A 20,269-nucleotide genomic window follows, 5' to 3' on the forward strand; every position below is an offset into this window, starting at 1 on the left:
AGCCCTAATCCTACACCTCTTTCCGCCATGAATTCTAAAAGACAGTTTTGCGTATGAACGCTAGAGTTGGAACCCTTCTTCTTTGGTTCGCTTCGTTTTCGGTCTGTTTTGGTCAGAGGCAGGCTTCCATCTCTATTGATGCCCAGAAGCGTGAAAAGAAGGTGTCGCCTACCCTGCACGGGATCTTCTTTGAGGAAATCAGCCACGGGGGCGAGGGCGGTCTGTACGGCGAGCTGATCCAGAACCGAGGGTTTGAGGAAGTCCGCATCCCGAAAGGCACCACCCTGCAGAACGGGTTCCTGGTCCCTAATCCGGCGCCGCACTACAACCTGCCCAACGGACAGGCCAGCGACTGGAAAATGCCCTGGGCCTTGAAATCGGATTGGCCGGCCTGGTCGGCCCAGACCAGCGGGGGAGCCACCGTGACGCTGGCCTTAACGCAGGAAAAGCCCCTGAATGAAGCCACGCCCAACTCGCTGAAGATAACGGTTTCCGGTCTGGAGAAATCGGGCCAAGCCAGTCTGGTCAATGAAGGGTTCTGGGGCATCAAGGTGGACCAGGGCAAAGCCTACAAGCTCAATTTCTATGCCCGCTCTGAGAAGAAATACAAGGGGCCGCTGACCGTGGCGCTGCAGAGCGAAGACGGGAAAATCCTGGCCAGCCACGTGTTCAATAACCCGCTCAAAGCCGGAGACTGGCAAAAGCTTAGTTGCGATCTGGTTGTGAAAGCTTCTGACCCGAAAGCCAAATTCGTTATCAGCTTTGGAAGTACGGGTACGCTGTTTCTGGACTTTGTTTCGCTTTTTCCAGCTGAGACCTTCAAGAACCGGGAGAACGGCTTGCGTCCTGATTTGGCGCAGTATCTGGCTGATCTAAAGCCTTCCTTCATCCGGTGGCCGGGTGGTTGCTTTGTGGAAGGCATCACTGTGGAGAGTGCACCTAACTGGAAACAGAGCATCGGGCCGGTGGAGAAAAGACCGGGCACCTTCAGCCCGTGGGGCTACTGGTCCAGCGACGGCCTGGGGTACCATGAGTTCCTGCAGTTCTGCGAAGACACCGGCGCCGGTGCCATGTACGTCTTCAATGCCGGCGTGGCCTGCGAGTTCAGGAGCGGCACCTTCCTGCCCGATGCCCAACTGCCCGTGGTGATAGCCGATGTGCTGGACGCCATTGAGTACGCCGTAGGCCCTGCTGATTCTAAATGGGGGAAAGTAAGAGTTGCCAACGGGCACCCGGCGCCTTTCCCGCTGAAATACGTGGAGGTGGGAAACGAGCAGCACGGTCCCTGGTACGCCAACCGGTTCAACCTTTTCTACGACGCAATCAAAGCCAAATACCCGGACCTGAAGGTGATTGCCAGCATGGGCATTGCGGATGTGAACCGGCATACCCTGGACGGGATGAAAAAGCTGGACATCGCCGATGAGCACGCCTACAAATCGGCGTACTGGGCCATGAACAACTACGACCACTTTGACAAATACAAACGGGGCGATTGGGAACTGTACGTGGGTGAATACGCCACCAATGCCGGGGTAGGGAGCGGGAACATGCTCGCAGCGCTCAATGACGCAGTGTACATCCTGGCCATGGAGCGCAACGGCGACCTGGTGACCATGTCCAGCTACGCCCCGCTGCTGGTAAACACCAACGATGTGGACTGGCCGGTGAACCTGATCAACTTCAACAACTCGCAGAGTTTCGCGCGGATCTCCTACTACGCCATCCAGATGTTGAACAAGCACCGCGCGGATCAGAACCTGGCCACCACGGTTCAGGTACAGCCCGCCCAGATAACCAAGCCGGCTTTCGCCGGGGGCATCGGCTTGAGTACCTGGGATACCCAAACGGAGTACAAAGACATCCAGGTCATCCAAAAGGGCAAAGTGGTCTACAGCAGCAATTTTGAGAAAGCCGAGGGCGAATGGGAAAAGGTGCGGGGCACCTGGGGCGTGAAGGAAGGCGCCATGGGCCAAACCGCTGAGGGAGCACAGCTTTTCGCGATGCTCAAAGACAAGTCTTATGACACCTACACCCTCAAACTGAAAGGTCGAAAACTTAGCGGGTACAATGCATTCATCATCCCGTTTGCGGTGAAGGATGGGGGCAAAACGCAGGTGCGGGCGCACATAGGCTCTTACTGGAACCAGTACGGCGTCTTCGAGCAGGTCACCGAAGGCACGGAAGTGGCGAACTTATCATCCTCCACCAAACTGCCGGAGAATATAGAAACCGGCAAGTGGTACGATATCCGGCTGGAGGTGGGCCTCAATAAAGTGGACTGCTACCTGAACGACCAATTCCTCATGAGTTACACCATCCCGGATATGTTCTACAGTATCTCGGGGGTAGACGAAAAAACCGGCGACATCATCGTGAAAGTGGTGAACGGCTCCCCGGAAACCTTCCAGACCAACCTCAACCTGAAAGGCGCCACAAACTTATCTCCGGTTGGGGAGGTGGTAACCTTATCGGCAGAGAACTACCAGGCGGAGAATTCCTTTGAGACTCCTACAAAGTATGTTCCCCAGACTTCCAGATTAACTAATGTCACCTCCTCCTTTAAGGTGGGCGTGAAGCCGTATTCTATCTCGGTTTACCGGCTCAAGACAAAGAAGTGAGTAAGTAAAAACATGGAGCATTTAGCGCCTCCTTATTTATAATTGGCTACTAAACGAAGCCTACCTAACCTAAATGAATTTCCCCTAAATCTATACCCTATGGCAGATTTACACTCCCTGGAAAAACAGAAACTGGAGAGCCTTCTCAGGATGAAGCAGGGTTTTCTCCTGAATTTCACAGATGTCTCTTTGCAGGCCTTTGTTATCAAGAGTGTAGGGCTGGATTTCAACCATGAGAAGTATAGGAATGGCTCAGGGTCAAAGGCCAGCCGGATGCGGGAGTTATGGAAGGTGGAGCCTAACTTTATAGTGGCCAAACTGATATTTGACCTTTGTCAGTATATCAAAGACCTGAAAGAAAGAAAGGGAGAAGCGCTCCTGCCCGATGAACAACGGCTTTTGGAAGAATGCTTTGGCATAAGCAGACGGTTGTCTAATTCTGCAGAAGTGGTGGCCTTGCTTCTGAAAAGGAAAGACCCGGATAAAAAAGGCTCAGGATTGAGCAGGGTGGAGGTGGTGGAGGAAGTAGATACCGCCGGGCTGTTCTCGGCTTTGTCGCTGGAAACTCAGTTGACAGGCAGAGAAAATGAAACCGTCTTCCTCATCACCAATGAGAACATCATGCCCTTCCTGAAGAACCTGAGTTTCGTTTCTTAAGAGTTAAAGAGGACCACATTACCCTTTATTTGGCAAGGTTTACCAGAAAATCCCGCATCTCCTGCGTGTCATACTCCGCCATCCCTATTTGTTTGGACACGATTTTGCCTTCTGGTGAAAGGATAAACGTGGAGGGGATGGAGGGGCTGTCAAATTCCTGGGGTAAGGGACTGGCCGGAAGGAACACCGGGAAAGTATAGCCTTTCTTTTGGATGTGTTTCTGCACCTTCGGCAATCCTGCCTGGTCCACGGATAGCATCACAAAGGCAATTTTATCTGAGCCTACTTTCTCGTATAAACTCTGGATGCTGGGCATTTCTGCCACGCAGGGTGGGCACCAGGTGGCCCAGATGTTCAGAAACACTACCTTGCCTTTCAAACTCTCAAAGGGAACAACCTTGCCGTCCAGGGTGGTCAACTGGAAACCGGCTCCTGCCATCTGGCTTGTAGGGGAGAGGTCAGTCCCGGCCATTCTACTTGGGGTGGTGCCCTCGGGAACATCCGCCTTTTTGAGTCCGGTGGCCAGCAAGAGCCGCTGTAATTGACCAATGGCCTCGGTGTGGAGCCCCGTCAGGTACAAAATCCCGAAGATGGCCAGAACAATAGCCCAGCCCGGGATATTGCGGAATGAAAGTCCTTGCTTGTTCATATGTATTTAGTAGCCTCTTTCCCTTTTTCTTACACCATCCCTCGCAAGAGATGGCAAGGTTTTACTCAAATAGGTCGGTGCTGAGGTAGCGGTCTCCCCGGTCGCAGACAATAAAGACAATCACGCCTTCCTCCAGTTCCTGGGCTACCCTGATGCTGGCTTGCAGCGCGCCGCCGCTGCTCATGCCGGCCAGAATCCCTTCCTCTTTGGCCAGCCTTCTGGTCATCAGCGTAGCTTCCTGTTCACTGATGTCCAGGATGCGGTCTACCCGCGCCGGTTCATAGATCTGGGGCAAAAACTCCGGCGACCAACGCCGGATCCCTGGGATGTTGGAGTTGGGGCCGGGCTGGGTGCCCACAATCTGGATACTAGGATTCTGTTCCTTCAGGTACCTGGAGACGCCCATGATGGTGCCCGTGGTGCCCATCGCCGACACGAAATGGGTTATCTGTCCCTGGGTGTCTCGCCAGATCTCGGGGCCGGTGGTTTTATAGTGCGCCAGGAAGTTGTCTGGATTGGAGAACTGGTTCAGGAGGTAATAGCCCTGGTTTGCCGCCATATCCTCGGCCAGCTCGCGGGAGTATTCAATGGTTCTGGCAGATGGGGTCAGAATCACCTCGGCCCCGTAGGCTTCCATACTTTTTACCCGCTCAGCGGTGGAGTTGTCTGGCATGATCAAGGAGATCCTGAGCCCCAGCGCCTGCGCAATCATGGCCAGCGCGATGCCCGTGTTCCCGCTGGTGGCTTCCACCAGTTTGTCGCCGGGTTTTATGTCTCCCCGGTCCAAGGCACTTTTGATCATGTTAAAAGCCGGGCGGTCTTTTACGCTGCCCGCCGGGTTCTGGCCTTCCATCTTGGCGAAAATCCGCACGTTCTTGGAAGGGGAAATATGTTGAAGCTCCACCAAAGGGGTGTTGCCAATCAGGTCAAATAAGGTCATAGGTTCTCAGGTTGGGTAAGGCGTACGTTGCACCAGCGCCCATGGATCGAGATCATGGGGCTAATGATGCCGCTGAGTTTGCCTCAAAGTTAGGAGGGATCTGGAAATTACGCCTGTTTAGGGGCTGGTTTTAGAGAAACAGTGAGAAAACAAGGAACCGAATAGAAGTGAGCCTTTACGCGTAATACTATACCTGAGGGATTTGATTTGTATTATTTCCAAGGTCTAGGATTTCCTTAAAAGGTGAAGAAGTAGTTCTAAGTTTAAGAAAATCAATATTTTACTTAGGTGCTAAAGACGAATTAGTTAAATTTAAGTAAGAATTGAACCTCTCTGGCGTTGGTATGTCCAATCCATACCTTCCTGCTCCCAAGTTATGGCTGGTTAAGCCGTAAATGTCCGCCTGATGGGCTACACGCATCCGCCGTGTCATCTGTATCTTTTCTCTTTCAATTCTTGAAAATCATGGGAAAACCATCATATTACCATTTTCTCCTTTCCTGTCTGGTGTTGGGCCTGCTTTTGCTCAATACTTTGCCTACATGGGCCCGGCAGGAAATGGAAGCCCCCATCCCCATCACCACCAAATCTGCTGAGGCCCGGCAGTATTTCAACCAGGCCCGCGTCCACATGGGCAACATTCAGATATACAAAGCGGCCCAGGCCCTGGACAAAGCCCTGCAACTGGACCCCGATTTCGCCCTAGCGCATATGCTCAGGGCCCAGGCCGCTGGACCAGACCGGCAAAGTTTCAGGGAGCACTACAACAAAGCCCTGGCCCTGAGGGAAAACGTATCGGAAGGCGAGCAGCTGATGATCTCCGTGATGCAGGCCAACGTGGAGAACAGGCCGGAGGAGGTGATTAGCAACCTGGATAAACTCGCGCAGCGCTTCCCCAATGACAAATACGTGCACCTGATGAACGGGCAATTCGCCATGGGCCGTAATGATGCAGACAAAGCCATCACGCACTTCACCAAAGCAGTGACACTGGACCCTGGATTTGGGGCCGCTTACAACCTATTGGGGTACGCCTATACCAGCAAAGAGGATTATGCCAAGGCCGAGGAGGCGTTCAGAAACTATATTAAGGCGGCACCCAGGGAGGCGAACCCCTATGACTCCATGGGCGATTTGCTGACCAAACGGGGAAAACACCAGGAAGCCATCCAGAACTATAAGAAAGCCGCAGCCATGGACCCCGAGTTCAACGTCTCCCTCACCAAAGTAGGGCACAATTACCTATTGATGGGCCAACTGGACGAAAGCCGCAAAGCCTACCAGTACGCAGAAAGCAAAGCACCTACCTACACCGACAAAGTGGACAACATTATGGCCCTGGCCGAGTCTTACCTTTTTGAAGGCCGTTACAAAGAAGCTTTGCAAACCTCTGATAGGGGCATAAAACTGCTACAGCAGCACAAGAACGACAACTATCTGGCCTGGGCCAGTCTGGAGCAAGCCGAGATCTACATCCAGATGAATGACTTGGCCAAAGCGAAAACCTCCCTTGCCCATCTTATTGCCGCCCAGAACAGTCCTGAGCTAGCTCCTTACCAAAAAGCCAACCTCCAGCACCATCAGCTGTTTGTGGAAGCCTTGATCGCGGCCAAAGCCAAGGATTTCGCCCAGGCCAATGCCAAAGCCGCAGAACTCAAAGCGAAGGTGGATGCCTCCGCCAATGTTGGGCAAATGCAGAATTATCACAAACTCATGGGCATAATCGCCTACCAGCAGGGCAACATGAAAGAAGCCTTAACCCACCTGGCAGAAGCTGACCAGAACAATCCCCGGGTGCTGTATTACCAATCACTAGCCGAAGCCAAATCAGGGAACAGCGAGAAATCTGCCCAACTAGAGAAAAAACTCAATACTCTAAACGAACCCGGCCCCGAGTTCGCCCTGGTGAAAGCCTCTATGGCCAAATCCAGACTGGCGTCTAATAAGTAAGCCAAAATTGATTTATAGGTACAAACGTGCAAAGGCAGCCCACTTTCTATCAGGTAGAAGTGGGCTGCCTTCGTATTACTTCATAAGAACCGTGAATGAAAAATATGGAGTTGTCAAGTACTGCCTTTTGAAATCCTGACCTAATGCAATGGTTCTGTTGCTTGGCACTTAGAAGGTAAATGCCAATCCTTCTAAATAGGACCGGGTATTGCCTGGGAAACATTCTCGCATCTTTCAAGTAAACCTTGCTATGACTGCTTCAGAACCGTTTTACAAGAAAAGTACACTGGTATTATTGGGTATCATTCTGCTGGTGTACGTGATGCATATTTTGGCTGATATTCTGGTGCCTATTGCCTTTTCGCTATTATTGGCTATTCTGCTCAACCCTCTGAACAGCCGCATTATGCGCATGAAGGTACCTACGGTTCTCTCCATTCTGCTTACGCTGCTCATTGCGGTTATCATTTTGGGCATTATCCTGTATTTTCTTTCCGCCCAGATCATCCAGTTTGGCGAGATGATGCCTGCCCTTAAACTGAAGTTTACCCAGATCCTTACAGACCTGCAGAACTTGCTGCAAACCAAATTTGGGATCAGTATCCAGAAGCAAACCCAATTCCTGAAAGACACCGCCAGCAGCGGAAAAGCCCTGGTGGGCCAAACGGTGAGCAGTGTGCTGGGCGTCTTCAGTTTGCTTTTTCTCATTCCGGTTTACATCTTTCTTTTTCTCCTGTATAAACCCCTCATCCTGAACTTTCTTTTTGAGGTGTTTTCCACGAAGAACACCCATTCTGTGGCGGAGATTCTGCACGAGACCAAAGCGGCTATTCAGAGCTACATTGTGGGCCTGCTCATAGAAGCCTCCATTGTGGCGGTTCTGAACTCCGTGGCGCTCCTGATCTTAGGGGTGCCGTACGCAATACTGTTGGGTGTTATTGGGGCTATCCTGAACATGATTCCCTACGTAGGCGGGCTGATCGCGATTACGCTGCCGGTGTTGATGGCAACGGTGACCCAGGACGGCTACTCCACCCAATTGTTTATCATCGGGGCTTACCTCCTGATTCAGTTTATAGATAACAATGTGCTGGTGCCCCGCATTGTCTCCTCCAAGGTGAAGATCAACGCCTTGATTTCAGTGCTGGCCGTTTTGCTGGGAGGCGCCTTGTGGGGCGTATCTGGCATGTTCCTGTCCATTCCGTTGGTGGCGGTACTTAAAATCATCTTTGACCGGATTGAGGACCTGAAACCCTGGGGCAGAATACTTGGGGACCAGATTCCAGACAGTTACCCGGGTCAGCTGTCGCCTAACACCAGAGTGCCTGATGTGCCGGATAGGATGGAGAAATATGTAGATGCCGAGGACCGGAACGAGAAAGGGTAGGCAGGAACTGAATGGGTGGTTACGCCAGTATCTCAGTTCAATGATCCAGGGTTTGCCGCGGTTGGAAATGTTTCCCGGGTTGTTATTCCAACTAATAACTGAATGCTCAACAGGGGAGTTGGTGTAAAGGCATAAACGCCTTTCCCATCGTGATTACAAAAGGGCTCTTGAGAGCAGACCTTTAAATTTAAGCAGTGGAGATATTAAGGAATGGGAACATATCCTTCATCTTTTCCTTGAAGGAATGAAAAGCCCTCAAATACAGAAAAAGGTCATTCTTAGGGCTATTCTGCATGTTTTCCGCTTCCAGTATGAGCGAATCAAGATGCCATGTCACACCATCGGTATGTTCAGCATCTTCTGGGATAGCGTTTTCGCGCAGGATTTCTCTGTAGGAAGTAGCTACCAATAGAACTTCTTCTATGGCTTCGCCGCGTTCATAAGCTTCGGATTGAAGCAAGTATAGCAGTTTCCCAGCTATTCTAGCGTCTAAGTATTCAGGAGTTCCTGCTGAGGGTGAGTTGTAGAAATTTCCCATGGATTTTCCTCTCCATTACTTTTAATTTTCTCTTACAAAGATACTTGATTGAATTGTGATAAAAATTTCATTATTCAAACAATGTAGTAGCATCTAGGAGGTAGGTATTACCCTGGAATTCACTGCTAAAATCATTGGAGGTTTCTTTCTTCTTCTCCTGAAAATCAGAAGTCAATGACCATGCAAAACAAAGGCGTCCTTTTCTGTAAGTATTGGTTTTTGCTCAAAAATAAGTGTTTTTTAGACGTCATTGTTCATCGCCGGTGTGAAAGACTTATGCTTGCAGGCCTTGATTCTAAAGTTTGGCAAAGGTAGGATTTTGCAAGTGTGGTAAGAGCGATTGGAAGATAATATCAGGTTTTAAAAATGGGAAAATACCTATGGTGTGGCTTTAACTGTGCTGTGTTGTTTTTTTATACTTATTGCCGATAAAAGGCAAAAGATTTTACCATTTTATGAATCTGCCTTTTCACACTTGTCAATAAACCAATAATGACGACCTAGATACGGTTTTTGTTTAAGGACCGGTTTTTTGAAGGCAGCCCCAAAGCAGTAGAAGGCCCAGTTGCTCATCGTCGGAAAAATTAATGTGGTTAATTAAACTTGGGCTATTAAATTAGCCGCTGTACATCTATACCCCAATGCACTATGTCTGCTACTGAAGACCAGAAACAAGCCCTATTTCAAGAGATTGAACAAGAACTGACTTCCAAGGGATTTACCGTGGCCAGCCAGGACCAAACCAGACCCTGGGGCGGCTTCTTCGTGATTGATGAAAACCAGGCCCAGGAGTTTGCCGATACTTACTTTGACGGGATCTCCGTTGATGACCTTCGGATATCGGGGAAACTTAGCCCCAAGATTCTGGTAGTGGCCCCTGAGAAGCGGCTTTCATGGCAGTACCACCACCGCCGGGCCGAGATCTGGAAAGTGGTGAAAGGAAAAGTAGGCGTGGTTACCAGTCCCACCGATGAAGAAGGCCAGTTGCAGCGCCTGGAGCCAGGTGCCCTCATCACTTTAAAACAATCTGAGCGTCACCGCTTAGTGGGCTTAGACGATTGGGGCGTTCTGGCTGAGATCTGGCAGCACACCGATGCCACCAACCCGTCCAACGAAGACGATATCGTTCGCGTGCAGGACGATTTCGGCCGATAGGCTGATCCATATTTATTGTCAGAAGTTATTTGACGATTAAACAGAGCCATTGGCAAGCTTTATCCTTGCTGATATTTCTTTCTTCTCGGGTTCTAGAGGCAAGTCCTTGACCAAATATTTTAACGCCTCCGTTCTGGGGCCGATTTCATGAAATCAGCCCCAGAACGGAGGTGCTCTTTTTTTTTAAAGGGTAGGAGCTACGGTTTGTTTTACTGGTGCTACTTGTCTGGGTCAATGGTGAGTTCACGCACAGCAGAACCTCCGTTGTTTCTTTGTTTCTAAGTGGGCAAGGTAATCTGCGATGATGCTGAACAGTGCCGGTTTGGCCTTAAGTGCATATACTGCGTTTTAAGGCCATTTTTAACAAGAGGCAAGTAAGTCAATCATCGCTTATATATTGGAGATCAGCCTTGTAAGGGATAGACATTCTGCGGTATTAGCCCTAGTTTGCTCTATTCATCTTCCCGGTAAAATGAAAAGTGTTGTTTGGCCCAAAGTTGCCCATCATCTTGATTGGACTGGGAAACCGCGGCAATGAGTACCGCATCTGTGTGTAAGAACCGATTTAGGAAAAACCTTCTAAAATGGCTCTTTTAAGGCTAAAAAGCTGAATGAGCCGCATGGCGGTTATCCTGGTCAACTTCCCTGCAGAAAGTAATAAGTATTGCTTATGGATGTAATTAAAGGGTTTCTCCCAAACTGTGGGTAAAGAAATATTGAAGTATTTGTTTCTGAATAAGATTATAGCTAGTATTAATACGCATTTTCCTTGCGGAGCTCTCGTACAGGTTCAGAAAATGGTACTGGAGTTGCTTAAGGCAAATTCAAACGTTCAGAATTGTTTTACCCTTCGTCCGCCCACATCATATGGCAAATTATAACAAGTGGTATCATCCGTATACCATTAATGAGAAGTACAGTGAGCGAGTGGCTTACTTCAGTATGGAGTTTGCAATCCATCAGGCCCTGAAAATCTACTCGGGTGGTCTGGGGTATCTGGCCGGCTCGCACATGCGCAGCGCCTATGAACTGCGGCAGAACATGATTGGCATTGGCATTCTCTGGCGGTACGGGTACTATGACCAGGTGCGCACCGATGACCAGATGATGGGGGTTCAGTTCCAGAAGAAGTATTATGCGTTTCTGGAAGACACGGGCATCATGGTGCAGGTGACTATCCATAACAACCCGGTTTGGGTCAAGGCGCTTGTGCTTCCCGCTGAGGTTTTAGGAACGGTGCCCATGTATTTCCTCACCACCGATATCCCTGAGAACGATTTCCTGAGCCGCACCATCACGCACCGGCTCTACGACCCTGAGCTACCCACGCGCATCGCTCAGAGCATTATTCTGGGTATTGGCGGGGCCAAAGTAGTGGAAACCCTGGGCGGGGCAGCCATCTACCACATGAACGAAGCCCACGCCCTGCCTTTGGTCTTCCATCTGTTTGACAAGTACCGCGACATCCATGAGGTGAAAAAACGCATGGTCTTCACCACACACACACCAGAGAAAGCCGGAAACGAGGAGAATGACGTGGATCTGCTGGCCAAGATGTCTTTCTTCGGGCCGTTGCCCGTGGAAGAGGCCCGGCGCATCTCCGGCACCTTCGGTCCCAGCCTCAACTACACGCTCACGGCGCTGCGGCTGGCCAAAATAGCCAATGGGGTGTCTAAACTGCACGGCGATGTCTCCCGCGAGATGTGGTACGGCAACGAGGGCGTAAGCGAGATCAGGTCCATCACCAATGCCCAAAACATCAATTACTGGCAGAACACTTCCTTGCGGCAGGCCTTGGAGGCCAATGATGATGAGCGGTTGGTGCAGTTGAAGTGCGAGATGAAAAAGCCGCTCTTTGACGTAGTGGCCGACCAGACCGGGAAACTCTTCAAGAACGATGTGCTTACTATTGTCTGGGCCCGCCGGTTTGCCGCCTATAAACGCGCCGATCTGCTGCTCTATGACCTGCACCGCTTTTTTGAGCTCATCAACCGCGAAGGGCAGCCCGTGCAGGTGATCTGGGCCGGAAAGCCTTATCCTTTTGACTACGGCGCCATCAGTATCTTTAATAAACTTATTGAGGTCTCTCACCAGAAAAAGAACGTGGCCGTTTTGACCGGCTATGAGTTAGATCTATCCGCCAAACTGAAACAGGGCGCCGACGTCTGGTTGAACACTCCAAGACGTCCCAGGGAAGCTTCCGGTACCAGCGGCATGACCGCTGCCATGAACGGCGCCATCAACTTCTCGGTGCAGGACGGCTGGATTCCTGAGTTCGGGAAGCACGGCGAGAACAGCTACCTGTTCCCAATAGTGGACACCTCCTTGCCAGATTTTGAGCAGGACCAGATAGATTACAACAACATGATGCACATTCTGGAGACGGAGGTAATCCCGGCTTATTATGTTGACCGCAAAAAATGGGTGAGCATCATGAAGCAAAGCATGCGGGATGTAACGGCGTATTTTGGGTCAGAAAGGATGGCGGACGAGTATTATCATTTGCTTTACCAAGACGGGAAATAAGGTTTAGTTTTAGCGTTCCTTTTATATGGGTGTTTGAAGGGGTGAAAGCCTTTTTGAGCACCCTTTTTCTATTTTGGATGTGAAGTGTGGGGGTGTTTTATGCACTCGTAGTCTGCTTGTGCTTGGGTGGCGCTGCTGTTTCCGTGGGTTTATGAACTGTATTGTTGCATCTCTGGGCTCCGTGCGCTCACGGCCGCGAAGCCCCGCCTTCCGGCCTCGCGCTGCGCCAGCTTCCTTTGCTCCCTTGCGGTCGCAATGCCTAGCGGCACCGGAACCTGACAAGGCGCTCCACCGAAAGGCTGGAAAAGGGGAATGCGTTAGCAGGAACGCCGCAGACCTCGCAGCGTCCGAAGGTCCTGCGAGCGTCTTCCTCTGTAAAGGCCAATACCTTACGTCTTCACGCATAGCTGAGAGACTCCCCCCTTGAGGGGGGCGAAGGAGGGTGTTTACACCTGCTGATCAGGTCGTTTGTTCTCTAATTTCATTGTTCAAGTCTGTGACTCGGACCTCCCATGACCGGCAGTTTGCAACTGCCGTGAGGCGATAGCCTCAAATCCACATTTATGTCCTCTTGCTGCCACTCACTGGTTTCTACCTTACATTTTTTCATAGCAGTGATTTCCTGCGATAATGGCAAAGAAAGGTGTTTGTACCTGCCGGTACCATTATTCTATTTTCACCTTGATTTATCTAAAACACACTTAAAACATCGGGCCTATTGTGGATGATACCCGTAAGTAAAAGCTGGTTTCACAGATGGTACTTGGTACAGTGGGGTTTTCTGGGTGATTGGCCTGGATAAGCCGTACCTTTGCCTTCTTTGGCTTACAGTTATGACGCGTAAACAATATTTCCTTATAATCCTGATTCTGGGTTCCCTCTCCACCATCAGTCCCTTTTCCATTGACATGTACCTGCCGGGCTTTCCGGCAATTGCCGAGGATCTTCAAACCACCATCTCTACCGTTCAACTTTCGCTTACGGCCTATTTGATTGGGATCTCCGCGGGGCAGTTGCTGTACGGACCGCTTCTGGACCGTTTCGGGCGGAAGTATCCCTTGTACGTGGGGTTGGGCGTGTACATACTGGCCTCCATTGGGTGTGCCCTTTCCACTTCGCCCGATATGCTCATTGGCATGCGCTTTCTTCAGGCCGTTGGCGGATGCGCGGGTATGGTGGCGGCCCAGGCTTTGGTAAGGGATTTGTTCCCGGTCACCGAGACGGCCAAGGTTTTCTCCTGGCTCATTCTGGTGATTGCTGTGTCGCCCATGATCGCGCCCACCGTGGGCGGTTACATGACAGCGGGATTTGGGTGGCACTCGGTGTTCCTGGCTTTGGGCGGTATTACCTTGTTGATTCTGACCGGGATCTTCTTTGCCTTACCCGAGGGGAAACAGCCAGATCCTTCCATGTCACTAAAGCCCCGGGCGGTGCTAGGTAATTTCCTCACTGTCCTGCGGAATCCCCAGTTTCTGGTGTATACGCTGGTGGGCGGCATTGCCTCGGCTGCTCCCTTCGCATACATCTCCGGTTCCCCTGATGTGTTCATGAACATATACAAAGTAAGTGAGCAGGAGTACGGCTGGATTTTCGCCATTCTATCAGTGGCCATGATCGGGTCGCCGCAGTTCAACCACATCCTGTTGCGGAAACTCAGAAGCGAGCAGATCATTAGAATGGGTCTTCTGTACCAAACCGTGGTGGGCACCCTGATGGCGGTAGGCGTATATGCGGGCTGGTATGACAAACTGGCCCTCATCATTGTGTTGTTTCTCTTTTTACTGGGGCAGGGGCTTACCGCACCCAATGCCTCGGCTTTGTCTCTGGCACCATTCTCCCGATTCGCAGGTAGCGCCTCGGCGTTAGGCGGAAGCTTCAGGATGGGCATCGGGGCCTTGGTTTCCGGCGCAGTGAGTTTGCTGCACAACGGCACGGCCTTGCCCATGGTGACCGTCATGACTTCCTGCACAGTACTCGGCATCCTGATTTACTTCCTGGGCCAGCAAAGCGCAAATGAATACCGAAAAGCCGAATTGGACGGTGCGGTTCCTGAGCTGTAAGAGACTTTGAACGAATGTTACAAAGCCGTTTGGGGCCTGTTTTGCAGAAATCAGCCTCTAAACGGCTTTTTCGTTTTTGTCTCCTGAGCAGTTGAATACTTAAAGCCGGAAGCAGAATGTGAACGGCCTGGGATTTGAATTGCAGAAGCATAGCAGGCTGCCGCCCAGTTTTTGGGTTGAATGTTTACCTTTGTCCGCCAACCAACCTGAATTGACGTGATATGAAAATACTGCTCATTGAAGACGAACCTAAAGTAAGTGCTTTCATCAAGAAGGGATTGGAGGAGCAGATGTACGAGGTAGAGCAGGCCTACGATGGCTTTTACGGCGCTAAACTAGCCACTGAGAACGAGTACGCCCTAGTGATCCTGGACGTAATCCTGCCGCGCATGAACGGGGTGGAGGTCTGTAAGCTCATCCGGCAGCAGAACCTGACGGTGCCTATTCTCATGCTCACCGCCCTGGGCTCTACCGATGACAAGATCCTGGGCCTTGACTCCGGTGCCGATGATTACCTAGTTAAACCTTTTGAGTTCCAGGAACTGTTGGCCCGCATCAGGGCTTTGACGCGACGGTCGCAAGAAAGCGTGGGCACCGAGGTGCTGAAGATCGCTGATCTGGAGCTGGATGTGCAGAAGAAGACCGTGCAGCGCAACGGCACGCCCATCTCGCTTACCGCCCGTGAGTTTTCCTTATTACAGTATTTATTGCGCAACAAAGAGCGCGTGGTCTCCAGGGTAGACATCATTGAACAGGTCTGGGAAACTTCCTTTGACACCGGCAGCAACGTGATAGATGTCTACATCAATTTCCTGCGAAAGAAGATAGACAAAGATTTTTCACCTAAACTGATCCATACGTTGGTGGGCATGGGGTACGTGATGAAGGAGATGGAATAGAGATGAAGATCAAGACCATTCTCACCCTGCGTTTCACACTGATCTTCACCGGCATCCTGCTTTTCTTCTCGCTGTCGGTGTATTATTTCAGCGCCCTTTACCGCAAAAACGACTTTTACGGCCGTATCCTGAATCGGGCCTACGCCACCGCCCACTACGTGCTGGATGCTGATACCGTGAGCCAACAGCAGCACGCCCTGGACCAGCGCCTTTACTTCCAGATGCTGCCCCGTGAGGTGGTGAAAGTCTTTGACCAGAACCAAAACCTTATTTTCAGTGAGGGGGAGGAAAGCGTGGAGGTGCCGTCCAAGCTTCTGGAGCGTTTGAAAAAAGAAGGGGAGGTGCATATGGAGGAAGGCGACCGCCAGATGGTGGGCATCAGGTACCTGCACCGCGGCCAGGTGCATTTTGTGTTCGCCTCTTCCATTGACTTGTACAACCTGAACAAGCTGTATCACCTGCGCACGCTGTTGATCACGGGTTTTGTGATGGCGCTGGTGATCGTGGTGCTCTGCGGCATGGCTTTCTCGCGGGCGGCCCTGAACCCTTTCCTGAAAGTGGTTTCTGAGGTGGAGAAAATAAATGCCTCTGACCTGCACCGCCGCCTGAGCCAAGGCGATGGGGAGGATGAGGTGGCCATGCTGGCTAAAACCTTCAACAACCTGCTGGACAGACTGGAAACCGCATTTGAGGTGCAGAAGACTTTTGTCTCCAATGCCTCGCATGAGTTGCGCACCCCGCTCACCGCCATGATTGGTGAGTTGCAGGTAGCCCTCATGAACAAGCGCCAGCCGGAGGAGTATGAGCGGGTGCTGCAATCTATCTTGGAAGATGCCCAACTGCTGACCCAACTCTCCAACGGATTGCTGCAGATGGTGCAGGCCAGCACAGACTCTTCCAAGATACAGATGAGTGAGTTGCGGCTGGACGAACTGGTGTGGCAAGCCTGCGGCGAGGCCCGCAAGCGGCAGCCCGCCATGGTGGTAGAGGTAGAGTTCCTGGATATGCCCGAAGACGAAAACGAACTCATCATCAAAGGCAACGAGGCGCTGCTGCTCATTGCCACGGTGAACGTGCTGGAGAATGCCGGCAAGTTCTCAGGTGCGAATAAAACCATATCGGCCTCTATTGAGGTGAAGCCGAAGGATCTGATTTTGCGGGTGCGCGACCGGGGGATAGGCATGGCGCCGGAAGACGTACGCAAGGTGTTCGTGCCTTTTTTCCGGGCCGAAAGCGTGCGCGATATATCCGGCCACGGCATCGGGTTGCCGTTGGCGGAGAAGATCATTCAGCTGCACCGGGGTTCCATTGCGGTGTACTCCCAGCTGAATCAGGGCACCGAAGTCACCATCACCCTCCCAAAACTCTACGAGGTCTTCAAGATTTAAGCAGCCTCTACTAGTCTATTGGTGCTCAATGCCGCTGGCATTTTCCTGAGTAAGCAAACCGTTTAGGGGCCATATTTTACAATCTGGCCCTTAAACGGTTTTTTTCATGTTCAGGTGATTTCTAAGGTGAACTTAAGAAAATTTTTAACCTGCTTTTAGGCCATGTTTTAAGCTTGTTTTGATAGAAAAGGCTTCAAAACAGCTGATTTGGGCGTAAAGGGTAACAAGAGTGCTTAATCCCTGTATTTTCATTTTAATCAAATTTTAATCTCGTTTTAATTCGGTCTTAATTTCATTCAATGACTTTTGTAGGATAGATTACACTAAAAGGGTTATTGGCTTGCCAGAATTGCAATTTGGCGCAAGGAACAGGAATTATGAAAGAGCGAGGATTATTTAGCACGGTAGGGAAAGACCTATCTGCGGGACTGGTGGTGTTTTTGGTAGCGTTGCCGCTATGCTTGGGTATTTCCCTGGCCTCCGGAGCACCACTTTTCGCTGGTCTGATTGCCGGGGTTACGGGTGGTTTGGTGGTTTCGTGGGTAAGCGGGTCACAGTTGAGCGTGAGCGGTCCGGCCGCGGGTTTGACTGTTATCGTACTGAACGGAATCCAGAGCCTGGGGAGTTATGAGGTATTTCTCCTGGCCGTGGTGCTGAGCGGGGTGTTCCAGGTGATTCTGGGCTTCCTGAAAGCCGGTATCATTGGGCTTTACTTCCCATCATCGGTAATCAAAGGAATGCTGGCCGCCATCGGTCTTATCCTCATCCTCAAGCAGATTCCCCATTTCTTGGGCGCTGACAATGATTTCCTGGGTGACCTTGACTTCTTCCAATCTGATGGGCGCAACACATTCAGTGAGATCGGTTACGCTTTCAGTAACAAACTGCAGCTAGGGTCCCTGATTGTGGGTATGGTCTCTCTGGCCATTCTTATTCTGTGGGAGCGTCCGTTTATGCAGCGAATTGCCATTTTCAAGCTGATTCCAGGGGCCCTTATTGCGGTACTCGTTTCCATTGGCTTGTTCCTGCTGTTCCAGAACTCTTTCCCTGCTTTGGCCATCGCAGACTCGCACCTGGTGAACCTGCCGGAAATCTCTGGTCCGGCTTCTCTTTTGAATGAATTGCGCTTCCCAGAGTGGGCCGCCATCACCAACGCCAACGTATGGGTGGTTGCCATTACCCTGGCCATTGTAGCCAGTTTGGAAAGCTTGCTGAGTGTAGAGGCCGTAGATAAACTTGACCCGCATAAACGCCGCACCCCTACTAACCGTGAGCTGAAAGCCCAGGGGGTAGGTAACATGATCAGTGGTCTTATTGGCGGTATTCCGCTTACCGCGGTGATTGTACGTAGCTCCGCTAACGTGAACGCCGGGGGCGAGTCAAAACTGTCCAGCTTCTTCCACGGGGTGTTCCTGCTGCTGAGCATTCTGTTCCTGACCAATGTGCTTGGCTTGGTTCCTTTGGCTGCCCTGGCTGCCGTATTGCTCATGGTAGGTTTTAAACTCACCAAACCGGTTCTTTACAAAACGCAGTGGAAATTGGGCATGGACCAGTTCCTGCCGTTCATCATCACCATTGTGGCCATCCTGTTCACTGACCTCCTGAAAGGTATCAGCATTGGTTTGGTGGTAGGGGTCTTCTACATCCTTAAGGCCAACTACAAATCTCCTTACTTCTTCAAGCGCGAGAACCACAACGGCCAGGAGAAGATCCATATCAAACTCAGCGAGAACGTTTCTTTCCTGAACAAAGCCAGCGTGGCCCTTACCCTGGACCATCTGCCTGAGAACAGCGAAGTGCTGATTGACGGCTCACAGTCTACCTACATTGACTACGATGTACTGGAAGCCATCCAGAATTTCAGAACCGTAGCCCACGAAAAAGACATCCGGCTTACGCTGCGCGACATCCCTGGGGTGAAAACCATGGACATGCATTAGTAGACGTAACCCATTGCATATCCCCAGATTAATTGTTCCTATAACTGTTTTAGTGTTGAGCAAGAAAGCCCCGCCATATTGGCGGGGCTTTCTTTTTTAAATCACTTATTCTAACCGGTGGATTACCACCCGGCGTTGTTAGATCCGGCGCCGTAGTTGTAAGGAGGTCCACCGGCAGAGTTTCTGCGGTTGTTGTCATTGTCATCATCGTCACCGGCAATGCTGTTCCAGGCGTCTTTGATACCGTGGCCTATTCTTTCAAAGAAGCCTTCGCCCTGGTTGTCATCATTGTCGTCATTGCGGCGGTTCTGATATCTATCCTGATCATAGTCTCTGCCGCGGTTCATGTTAGACGGATGGCTGTAGTCATCTGAGTAACGGTTTTCGTTTGCGTTTCCGTGGCTGAAACGGGCATGATCATGGTCATCATCGTTCATCCAGCTGCTGCCGCTACTTCCGCTGCGGTAGTTGCTTTGGTTGTTGGTGCCGTACATGTTGGAAGTTCCGCTGGAGTGACGGTCATTGTCACGGTCCCAGGAGTTGGAGCCTCTGTTCATGCCAGAAGAAGAGCCCATGCCTGAGCCGCTGCTCATTCCATATCCAGAACCGCCTCTGGAAGACTGCCCGTAATTAGATTCAGTATTGCCCCCATACGAAGACCCGCTGTGTCCAAAAGACCCGCCGTAGTTGCTGGATCCAGACTGTTGTCCGCCTTGGCTCCCGTAGTTGGATGAACCGTAGCCAGAACCTGAGCCTCTGAAGTCATTAGAGCTGCCATAGTTGCTGTAGGCGTTTCCTCTGTCCATGGCGCCTCCCATGGAGTGCCCGGAAGAAGAACCAGCGTAGCCAGAACGGGCGCCGCCGTATGTTCCCATATCACGGGAAGAGCCGCCGGTGTTGGAAGATCCGCTTTGGCCGTAGTTAGAGCCACCGCGTGATCCGTAGTTTGAAGAGCCGTAGTTGCCGGAAGAACCTTGGCTAGATCCTGAGCCGTAAGAGCCGTATCCGCCCTGGTTCATGCTGCTTTGGTTGCCCATTGAGGAACCATAGCCGTAGTTAGAGCCACCCATGGAAGAGCCGCTGCCGCTGCCCATAGAAGAGCCGTAGTTGCTTTGGTTAGAGCCGCCCCGGTTTTGCATGGAGGAGCCCTGCATATTGCCGCTTTGCATGGAGTGTCCACTCCAGCCGCTGGTGTTGCCGTGCTGGCCACCCATTCCGCCTCTGTTTTGGTCGCTTTGGTTTCCAGTGCGGTATTGGTTTCCGCCGTAGTTAGAGCCTTGGCTGCTGTAATGGTTTTCTTGTCTGTCGCCTTGGTGGCCACTATAGATTGAGCCGCCTTGGCTGGTGAAATTGCTTTCACCGCGGTCTCCGGTATTGCCGCGGTTCATGCTACCGCCGTAAGATTGATAGTCCTTATTTCCTTGTCCCTCTGTGCGGTTGCCTAAGCTGCCCCACTCACTACGACTGGTGTTCTCATTTCCAGAGCGATACGAGTTAAACGCATCGTACCCCATTCCGTGATTTCTCATAGTTGTTTATAGTTTAAGGTGAATGATGGA

The 20,269-nt window shown here is 51.2% G+C and carries 14 protein-coding genes; 10 read left to right on the forward strand and 4 right to left on the reverse strand.

The genetic code is table 11. From position 1 onward, the window contains the following. Positions 1-53 precede the first annotated feature (53 nt). Both J3P35_RS09715 and J3P35_RS09720 read left to right on the forward strand, forming a co-directional pair. Positions 54-2,621, forward strand: coding sequence for an alpha-L-arabinofuranosidase C-terminal domain-containing protein (locus J3P35_RS09715; protein ID WP_210464391.1), 2,568 nt, complete (start codon positions 54-56; stop codon positions 2,619-2,621). Positions 2,622-2,720: 99 nt separating this feature from the next. Continuing rightward, complete coding sequence (locus J3P35_RS09720; protein ID WP_210464393.1) at positions 2,721-3,278, forward strand: hypothetical protein; 558 nt, start codon at positions 2,721-2,723, stop codon at positions 3,276-3,278. Positions 3,279-3,303: 25 nt separating this feature from the next. On the opposite strand, the gene J3P35_RS09725 is transcribed toward J3P35_RS09720, so the two are convergent. Both J3P35_RS09725 and cysM read right to left on the reverse strand, forming a co-directional pair. Continuing rightward, positions 3,304-3,927 carry a TlpA family protein disulfide reductase gene (locus J3P35_RS09725; RefSeq protein ID WP_210464395.1) on the reverse strand — a complete coding sequence of 208 codons (624 nt, stop codon included), beginning with the start codon at positions 3,925-3,927 and terminating at the stop codon, positions 3,304-3,306. Between the two features lie 61 nt (positions 3,928-3,988). Further along, entirely contained in the window at positions 3,989-4,867 is an 879-nt protein-coding gene (gene cysM / locus J3P35_RS09730; protein ID WP_210464397.1) for a cysteine synthase CysM, read from the reverse strand. Positions 4,868-5,332: 465 nt separating this feature from the next. Between cysM and J3P35_RS09735 the strand changes: the two genes are divergently transcribed. Continuing rightward, positions 5,333-6,817 carry a tetratricopeptide repeat protein gene (locus J3P35_RS09735; RefSeq protein ID WP_210464399.1) on the forward strand — a complete coding sequence of 495 codons (1,485 nt, stop codon included), beginning with the start codon at positions 5,333-5,335 and terminating at the stop codon, positions 6,815-6,817. 250 nt (positions 6,818-7,067) lie between these two features. Further along, on the forward strand, positions 7,068-8,204 hold the full coding sequence (locus J3P35_RS09740; protein ID WP_210464401.1) for an AI-2E family transporter: 1,137 nt from the start codon (positions 7,068-7,070) through the stop codon (positions 8,202-8,204). A 187-nt stretch (positions 8,205-8,391) separates the two neighbouring features. Here J3P35_RS09740 and J3P35_RS09745 read toward each other — a convergent pair whose 3' ends face one another. Then, entirely contained in the window at positions 8,392-8,742 is a 351-nt protein-coding gene (locus J3P35_RS09745; protein WP_210464403.1) for a hypothetical protein, read from the reverse strand. A 648-nt stretch (positions 8,743-9,390) separates the two neighbouring features. Here J3P35_RS09745 and J3P35_RS09750 point away from each other — a divergent pair. From J3P35_RS09750 to J3P35_RS09775, 6 genes are all read left to right on the forward strand, one after another. Next, entirely contained in the window at positions 9,391-9,897 is a 507-nt protein-coding gene (locus tag J3P35_RS09750; protein WP_210464405.1) for a cupin domain-containing protein, read from the forward strand. Between the two features lie 867 nt (positions 9,898-10,764). Continuing rightward, on the forward strand, positions 10,765-12,423 hold the full coding sequence (gene glgP, locus J3P35_RS09755) for an alpha-glucan family phosphorylase (protein ID WP_210464406.1): 1,659 nt from the start codon (positions 10,765-10,767) through the stop codon (positions 12,421-12,423). Between the two features lie 833 nt (positions 12,424-13,256). Next, complete coding sequence (locus tag J3P35_RS09760; protein WP_210464408.1) at positions 13,257-14,483, forward strand: multidrug effflux MFS transporter; 1,227 nt, start codon at positions 13,257-13,259, stop codon at positions 14,481-14,483. Between the two features lie 221 nt (positions 14,484-14,704). Then, positions 14,705-15,382 carry a response regulator transcription factor gene (locus J3P35_RS09765; protein WP_210464410.1) on the forward strand — a complete coding sequence of 226 codons (678 nt, stop codon included), beginning with the start codon at positions 14,705-14,707 and terminating at the stop codon, positions 15,380-15,382. Positions 15,383-15,384: 2 nt separating this feature from the next. Then, a complete protein-coding gene (locus J3P35_RS09770) occupies positions 15,385-16,770 on the forward strand; it encodes a HAMP domain-containing sensor histidine kinase (protein ID WP_210464412.1) in 1,386 nt (461 codons plus the stop codon). 377 nt (positions 16,771-17,147) lie between these two features. Next, a complete protein-coding gene (locus tag J3P35_RS09775) occupies positions 17,148-18,710 on the forward strand; it encodes a SulP family inorganic anion transporter (protein ID WP_210464414.1) in 1,563 nt (520 codons plus the stop codon). A gap of 122 nt (positions 18,711-18,832) precedes the next feature. On the opposite strand, the gene J3P35_RS09780 is transcribed toward J3P35_RS09775, so the two are convergent. After that, the gene (locus J3P35_RS09780; protein ID WP_210464416.1) at positions 18,833-20,239 is read right to left on the reverse strand and encodes a hypothetical protein; all 1,407 of its coding nucleotides are present in this window, start codon (positions 20,237-20,239) and stop codon (positions 18,833-18,835) included. Positions 20,240-20,269 lie beyond the last annotated feature (30 nt).

This window comes from Rufibacter roseolus, from assembly GCF_017916365.1.
Taxonomy (GTDB): Bacteria; Bacteroidota; Bacteroidia; order Cytophagales; family Hymenobacteraceae; genus Nibribacter; species Nibribacter roseolus.